Origin of the sequence: Nocardia aobensis NBRC 100429 (assembly GCF_000308375.1) — a bacterium.
GTDB classification, from domain to species: Bacteria; Actinomycetota; Actinomycetes; order Mycobacteriales; family Mycobacteriaceae; genus Nocardia; species Nocardia aobensis.
Genome location: NZ_BAFQ01000143.1, coordinates 1 through 5,455 on the forward strand (window position 1 = coordinate 1; position 5,455 = coordinate 5,455).

At 68.1% G+C, this 5,455-nt stretch carries 8 protein-coding genes; 3 read left to right on the forward strand and 5 right to left on the reverse strand.

Translation table 11 applies throughout. The annotated features are described in order from the left end of the window. Together RJ03_RS18630 and RJ03_RS18635 are read right to left on the reverse strand one after the other, a co-directional pair. Positions 1 to 614 (reverse strand): sterol desaturase family protein (locus tag RJ03_RS18630; protein WP_036504190.1); only part of this gene is annotated, 614 nt, incomplete at its 3' end. Then, entirely contained in the window at positions 604 to 1,335 is a 732-nt protein-coding gene (locus RJ03_RS18635) for a FadR/GntR family transcriptional regulator (protein WP_036504192.1), read from the reverse strand. The genes RJ03_RS18635 and RJ03_RS18630, both read right to left, overlap by 11 nt. A 196-nt stretch (positions 1,336 to 1,531) precedes the next feature. Here RJ03_RS18635 and RJ03_RS18640 point away from each other — a divergent pair, with 196 nt between their 5' ends. Beyond that, positions 1,532 to 2,452 (forward strand): universal stress protein, encoded by a 921-nt coding sequence (locus RJ03_RS18640; RefSeq protein ID WP_245552321.1) that lies wholly within the window; start codon positions 1,532 to 1,534, stop codon positions 2,450 to 2,452. A gap of 36 nt (positions 2,453 to 2,488) precedes the next feature. Further along, complete coding sequence (locus RJ03_RS37785; RefSeq protein ID WP_167331982.1) at positions 2,489 to 2,644, forward strand: DUF8730 family Cys-rich protein; 156 nt, start codon at positions 2,489 to 2,491, stop codon at positions 2,642 to 2,644. Position 2,645: 1 nt separating this feature from the next. On the opposite strand, the gene RJ03_RS18645 is transcribed toward RJ03_RS37785, so the two are convergent. From RJ03_RS18645 to RJ03_RS18655, 3 genes are all read right to left on the reverse strand, one after another. Next, complete coding sequence (locus RJ03_RS18645; protein WP_036504197.1) at positions 2,646 to 3,068, reverse strand: organic hydroperoxide resistance protein; 423 nt, start codon at positions 3,066 to 3,068, stop codon at positions 2,646 to 2,648. A 5-nt stretch (positions 3,069 to 3,073) separates the two neighbouring features. Continuing rightward, positions 3,074 to 3,547 carry a MarR family winged helix-turn-helix transcriptional regulator gene (locus RJ03_RS18650; RefSeq protein ID WP_036504195.1) on the reverse strand — a complete coding sequence of 158 codons (474 nt, stop codon included), beginning with the start codon at positions 3,545 to 3,547 and terminating at the stop codon, positions 3,074 to 3,076. A gap of 215 nt (positions 3,548 to 3,762) precedes the next feature. Then, positions 3,763 to 4,314, reverse strand: a complete 552-nt coding sequence (locus RJ03_RS18655) for a TetR/AcrR family transcriptional regulator (RefSeq protein ID WP_232329337.1) — start codon at positions 4,312 to 4,314, stop codon at positions 3,763 to 3,765. A gap of 108 nt (positions 4,315 to 4,422) precedes the next feature. On the opposite strand from RJ03_RS18655, the gene RJ03_RS18660 reads away from it, so the two are divergent. Continuing rightward, the coding region (locus tag RJ03_RS18660) for an FAD-dependent oxidoreductase (protein ID WP_036504200.1) at positions 4,423 to 5,455 on the forward strand (1,033 nt) is incomplete at its 3' end.

Sequence of the window (5,455 nt, forward strand, 5' to 3'; positions counted from 1 at the left end):
GCCGGATCCGGATAGGTGCCGAGCAGCCGGTCGGCGGTGCCGGAGCTGGTGACGGTGAACCAGTAGTGCTCGTTCTTGAAGTGATGCAGCCGGTGGTTGCGCCGGACCGCGGTGTAGAGGCGGGTGCGCGGCTGATAGTCGGTGTGGATCAGATAGTGGGTCCACTCGTAGGCCAGACCCAGCACGCCGACCACGGTCAGGAAGGTCGCTCCCAGTCCGATGCGCGGAAACGCCAGCACCGCAACGAGAACGAGAGCCGGGAAGAGCCAGAGGAAGGTCTGCCACGGGATGAAGATCAGGTCCACCCGGCGCGGATCGGCATGGTGTTCGCGATGTTTACGCGCGAGCAGTGAATCGAGGGTGAGCCGGCCGATCCGGCGGGGACGCCAATGCAGGATGCACACGTGGATCATCCACTCCGTCACCGGGAAGAACGCCAGCATCACCCCGGCGACCAGGGCGTCGGTGAGCTGCCAGTCGCCCACCGCGATCCGGGCGGCGAGCGCGCCCGCCAGCAGCGTGGCGATGATCCACGGCGAGGGGCGGCGCACGAAGACGCCGAAGGCGTCGGGCAGCGTCGTGGTCCGGCGGGGGGAGCGGGTCTCAGCGGTCATCGTCCGCACCTTCCATCGTGCGTATCACGGTGTCGAATTGTGTTGCGGCGACGCGCAACAGCGTGTCCGCGGCGGTGCGGGCAGCGGCGGGGTCGCCGCCGGCGACGGCCGCGGTGAGCCGGCGGTAGTGGTCGATACTGCCGACCTCGGGGGCCATTACACCCGCCAGCGCGACAATCGCGGGCTCGTAGACCTCACGCAGCGTGTTGAACAACAGCCGGAACACGATCGATCCGGTGCCGTCGACGATGTGGTCCCAGAATTTCAGCGCCTCGAGTTGCTGTGCGACCGGCTCCTGCTGTGCGGCAAGCGATTCCAGGCAGTCGCCGAGTTCGGCGTGCAGTTGCGCGCCGCCGTGCTCGGCGGCCAGGGCGGCGACCTCCCGGCCCAGGACCAGCCGCGCCTGCAGGATGCTCGCGACCACGGTGTGGTCGAACTCGCCGTTGCGCACGATGAGCCGGGGCAGCAGATCCAAACCGGCCGCACGACGGAAGTCGCGCACCGTGGTCGCCCCGCCCTGGCGCACGTCGATGAGCCCGGTGTGCGCCAGCTTGCGCAGTGCCTCGCGCACAGTCGGCCGCGACACTCCGAGTGCCTCGGCGAGCTGCCGTTCGGCCGGAAGGGTGGCGCCCGCGGGAAGTTCTCCGTCGAGGACCTCGGTCACGAGCTGGTCGAATACCGCGTCGGGGACCGTCTGCCGGTCGATCCGCTGAAAGGCCATGATCGGTACGGTAATCCCGCCATGGTCAGAGGTCAAGTGGTCAGACCAGTTTACTCGGTTTGTTTCCGGGGGATCCCCGCCTTCCGGCTACGATCGAGCTGTTCCGTCAGGTGCAGTGCTCCCGAGTTTCGCCCGGTGGCGGCTGTCGGGCCGGACCGGCTTTCGTACCCCGCCCAGTCGATCGAGGAGGATGTCCGTGACCGCCGATGAATCCGTGACCGAGAAGTCCGTACCCGCCGGGCAGCCGGAGACCGTGAAGGGGCCGATCGTTGTCGCCGTGGACGGCTCGCCGACCTCGCTGCAGGCGGCGGCATGGGCGGCTCGCGACGCGGCACTGAGCGGAGCACCGCTGCAGATCGTGCATTCGATCGCGATTCCGGCGAGTTTCGGTCCCGGCCTGGCCGCCGGTACGGCACAGCCGGATTGGTTGCGCACCGACGGTGAGCAGATCCTCACGCGCGCGACGGAGGTGGCTCGAGACATCGGCGGGCCGGATATCGATATCGACGCCGAACTGGGACTGGAACTGATCATCGGCGACATGCTGGTGCGATCGGAGACCGCCGGCGCACTGGTCGCGGGCAGTCGCGGGCGCGGTGCGTTGCAGCGCGGGCTGCTGGGGTCGGTCAGCTCGGCGCTGGTCCATCATGCGAAATGTCCGGTGGTGATCGTCAAATCCCATTCGGCCACCGACCCGGTCGCGGCGCGGCGTCCGGTGCTGGTGGGTGTCGACGGCACCGAGAACAGCGATCCCGCCGTCGACGCGGCCTTCGCCGAGGCGCACCGGCGTGGTGTGGAGCTGGTGGCGCTGCATTCGTGGAGCGACACCACCGGTCTCGACATCTCGATGTTCGGCTGGGATACGATCGTCCGCGCCGAACACGCCATGCTCGCCGAGCGGCTCGCGCCGTGGCGCGAACGGTATCCCGAACTGCCGGTCACTCTGCAGGTGGTGCGCGACAATCCCGCGAAATCGCTACTGGAGCAATCGGATTCGGCGCAACTGGTGGTCGTGGGCAGCCGCGGCCGGGGCGGATTCGCCGGAATGCTGCTCGGCTCGACCAGTGTGGCGCTGATCGGTTCGGTCGAATGTCCCATCATGGTGGTGCGCCGCTGACGGCGCACCACGACGCCCCGACCACGAGGAGATGTCATGTGCGTCCCGACCACCTGTACGACCTGCGGCAAGACCACCTGGTCCGGCTGCGGCGCCCACATCGACGAGGTGCGCGCGACGGTTCCGGCCGACCGGTGGTGTGGCGGGCACACCGACCCGGCGCCGGCGAAGCGCTGGTGGCAGCGCGGCTGACTCAGTCCTCGGCGACGATCACGTGGACGTCGATGTTGCCACGCGTCGCATTCGAGTACGGGCACACCTGGTGTGCCTTGTCGGCCAGCGCCTGAGCCTCGTCGCGAGACAGGTGCGGCAGTGACACCTCCAGGGTCACCTCGAGACCGAAGCCGCCCGCGTCGTTCGGGCCGATGCCGACCTTCGCGCCGACCGCGGAATCGCTGACGTCGACCTTCTCCTGCTTGCCTACGAGACGCAGCGCGGAGTGGAAGCATGCGGCATACCCGGCGGCGAACAACTGCTCCGGGTTGGTGCCCGCACCGCTGCCGCCCATTTCCGGCGGCGTCGCGAGGTCGACGTCGATCTTGCCGTCGGTGGTGCGGGCGTGGCCGTTGCGGCCGTCTCCGGTGGCCAGTGCCTCGGCGGTGTAGAGGATTGCCATATCGGTCATCGCTTTCTCTCGGTGGATGCGCCTTCGGCATCCGGTTCGGTATCCAGCGCGGCAGTCAGCCGGGCCAGTGTTTCGCGCAAGGTCACCAACTCGTCCAGGGACAGTCCGCCGCCGAATGCGGTGGCCATGCGCGCCGGAATGTCGCAGGCGCGTTCTCGCAGTGCGTCCCCGCGTTCGGTGAGCCGGATCTCGACCCGCCGTTCGTCGTCCGCGGCACGCCGGCGTTCGACGAACCCGGCGGCCTCCAGGCGTTTCAACAGCGGTGAGAGTGTGCCGGAATCCAGGGCGAGGGCGGAGCAGAGATCGCCGACGCCGCGCCCGTCGCGCTCCCACAGCGCCAGCATGACCAGATACTGCGGATAGGTCAGCCCCAGTGCGTCCAGCTGCGGCCGATAGCGGGCCGTCACCGCGCGGGAGGCGGCGTACAGCTGGAAGCACAGCTGCTGGTCCAATGCCAGCGGATCGGTCATGTAGATAAATGTAGGACGCAATAAAGTTGTGCACAACCTAAATGGGCTGTGTGCTGGATCACCTGTGATTGTCGCCTTGGTCGGTCGATGAGCGGCGGAACCGGCTCGGGCGAGATGCCGCCGTGGTCGGCGCCGTGGGAAGTTTCGGCGGCGCCCTGCCCATGGCGTACGGCGGTGATACTCGGTACATAATCCGTCTCAGTCCGAGCGTGTTCTCAGGCCGATGTCGCCCGCACGACCATCTCCGCGATCTCGTCGTCGCTCAGGGTGCTGCGTTCGACGAGTATGTGCGACAACACGGTCCGCACGATGATCTCGGCGGCTTGTTCCGGTGTCACGATCAGATCGCCGGCGCGTTGCAGCGACAGAAGTGGGGTCAGTAGCGCGGCCACGGTTTCGACGAGAGTGCGCTCGGACTCCATACGGGTGACCGCCGCGTTCAACAGCCACTGCGGTTCATGACCGCGGATGTATCGGAACGCCTCGTGGGCCCGCAGGTAGCGCAGTGCGAAAAGTGTTGCCGTGCGGGCCAATTCCGGTGTCGGTGCCGTCATGTCGACCACCTGGTACGCGGCGGCGATCATGGTGCCGATCTCGCGCCGGACGAGGGCGGCCACCAGTCCGTCCTTGTCGCCGAACTCCCGGTAGGTGGTCGCGCGCGATACGCCCGCGCGCCGCGCCACGTCGGTCAGGGTCAGGTCGGTCAGGCCGGATTCCGCCACGAGTTGCAGTGCGGCATCCATCAGTTCGGTCGCGGACCTGGTCACCGCCTCATTCTGCCTGCTCTGCCGGTGAAGGCGGGAATGGTGGTTGTTTCCTCGTACTTCTGAGACTAATTTGTACCACAGTCTCAGTGGTGCGATGAAGGTGGCTCGATGGCGAGAATCGGCGAACATGCGGTGGTCGTGGGGGCCGGAATGGGCGGTCTGCTGGCGGCCCGCGTGCTCAGCGACCACTACGACCGCGTGACCGTGATCGAGCGCGATGCGCTGCCCGACGGTTCGCAGGCGCGCCGGGGCGTCCCGCAGGGCCGGCATGTGCACGGGCTGCTGCCGCGCGGAAAGGACCTGCTCGAGGAGTTCTTTCCGGGATTCGAGGCGCAGCTGCGCGCCGCCGGGGCGGTCGACTGCGATGTGCTGGGGGAGGTCACCTTTCAGATGGCCGGGCGCACACTCGCGCAGGTCTCCACCGGCTATCGCGGTCTCCAGGCCAGCCGTCCGCATGTGGAACACCATGTGCGGCAACGTATCCTGTCGATTCCGAATGTGACGGTGCGTGATCGGTCCCAGGTGTCCGGTGTCATCACGAATCCGTCCGCGACGCGCGTCACCGGCGTCACCGTGCACGAGGCGGGCGGGCGGGAAGACCTCACCGCTGACGTCGTGGTCGCCGCGACCGGGCGCGGCGGGGTCGTCCCGGCCTGGCTGAGTGCCCTCGGCTATCCGCGACCACCGGAAGAGGGCACCACCATCGATATCGTCTACCGCAGCGCGTTCGTCGAACTCGAGCCGGGTGCGCTGGGGACCGACAAATCGCTGACCATCGGCGTGCGGGAACTCCCGCCGCGGGCCCTGGCGCTGTTCGCGGTGGAGGGGCGCAATCGCTACGTGCTCACCCTGATCGGGCACGCCGGCGAACAGCCACCCGAGGATCCGGCCGGCTTCCTGGACTTCGCGGCGGCCCTCGTTCCGCCGGACGTGCGCGCGGCGTTACGGCGCGGCGAACTGCTCACCGATATCGCCACCTTCCGCTACAAGGCCAACCTGCGCCGACGGTACGAACGGCTCGACCGGTTCCCGTCCGGCCTGCTCGCGGTCGGCGACGGTCTGTGCAGTTTCAGTCCCGTCTACGGCCAGGGCATGACGATCGCGGCGATCCAGATGCGGGTGCTGCAACGCTGCCTCGCCG

Bases quoted from the DNA above. Each gene is read 5' to 3' on its own strand.
- RJ03_RS18635 (WP_036504192.1), bottom strand. From the start codon at position 1,335: ATGGCCTTTCAGCGGATCGACCGGCAGACGGTCCCCGACGCGGTATTC.
- RJ03_RS37785 (WP_167331982.1), top strand. From the start codon at position 2,489: ATGTGCGTCCCGACCACCTGTACGACCTGCGGCAAGACCACCTGGTCC.
- RJ03_RS18645 (WP_036504197.1), bottom strand. From the start codon at position 3,068: ATGGCAATCCTCTACACCGCCGAGGCACTGGCCACCGGAGACGGCCGC.
- RJ03_RS18650 (WP_036504195.1), bottom strand. From the start codon at position 3,547: ATGACCGATCCGCTGGCATTGGACCAGCAGCTGTGCTTCCAGCTGTAC.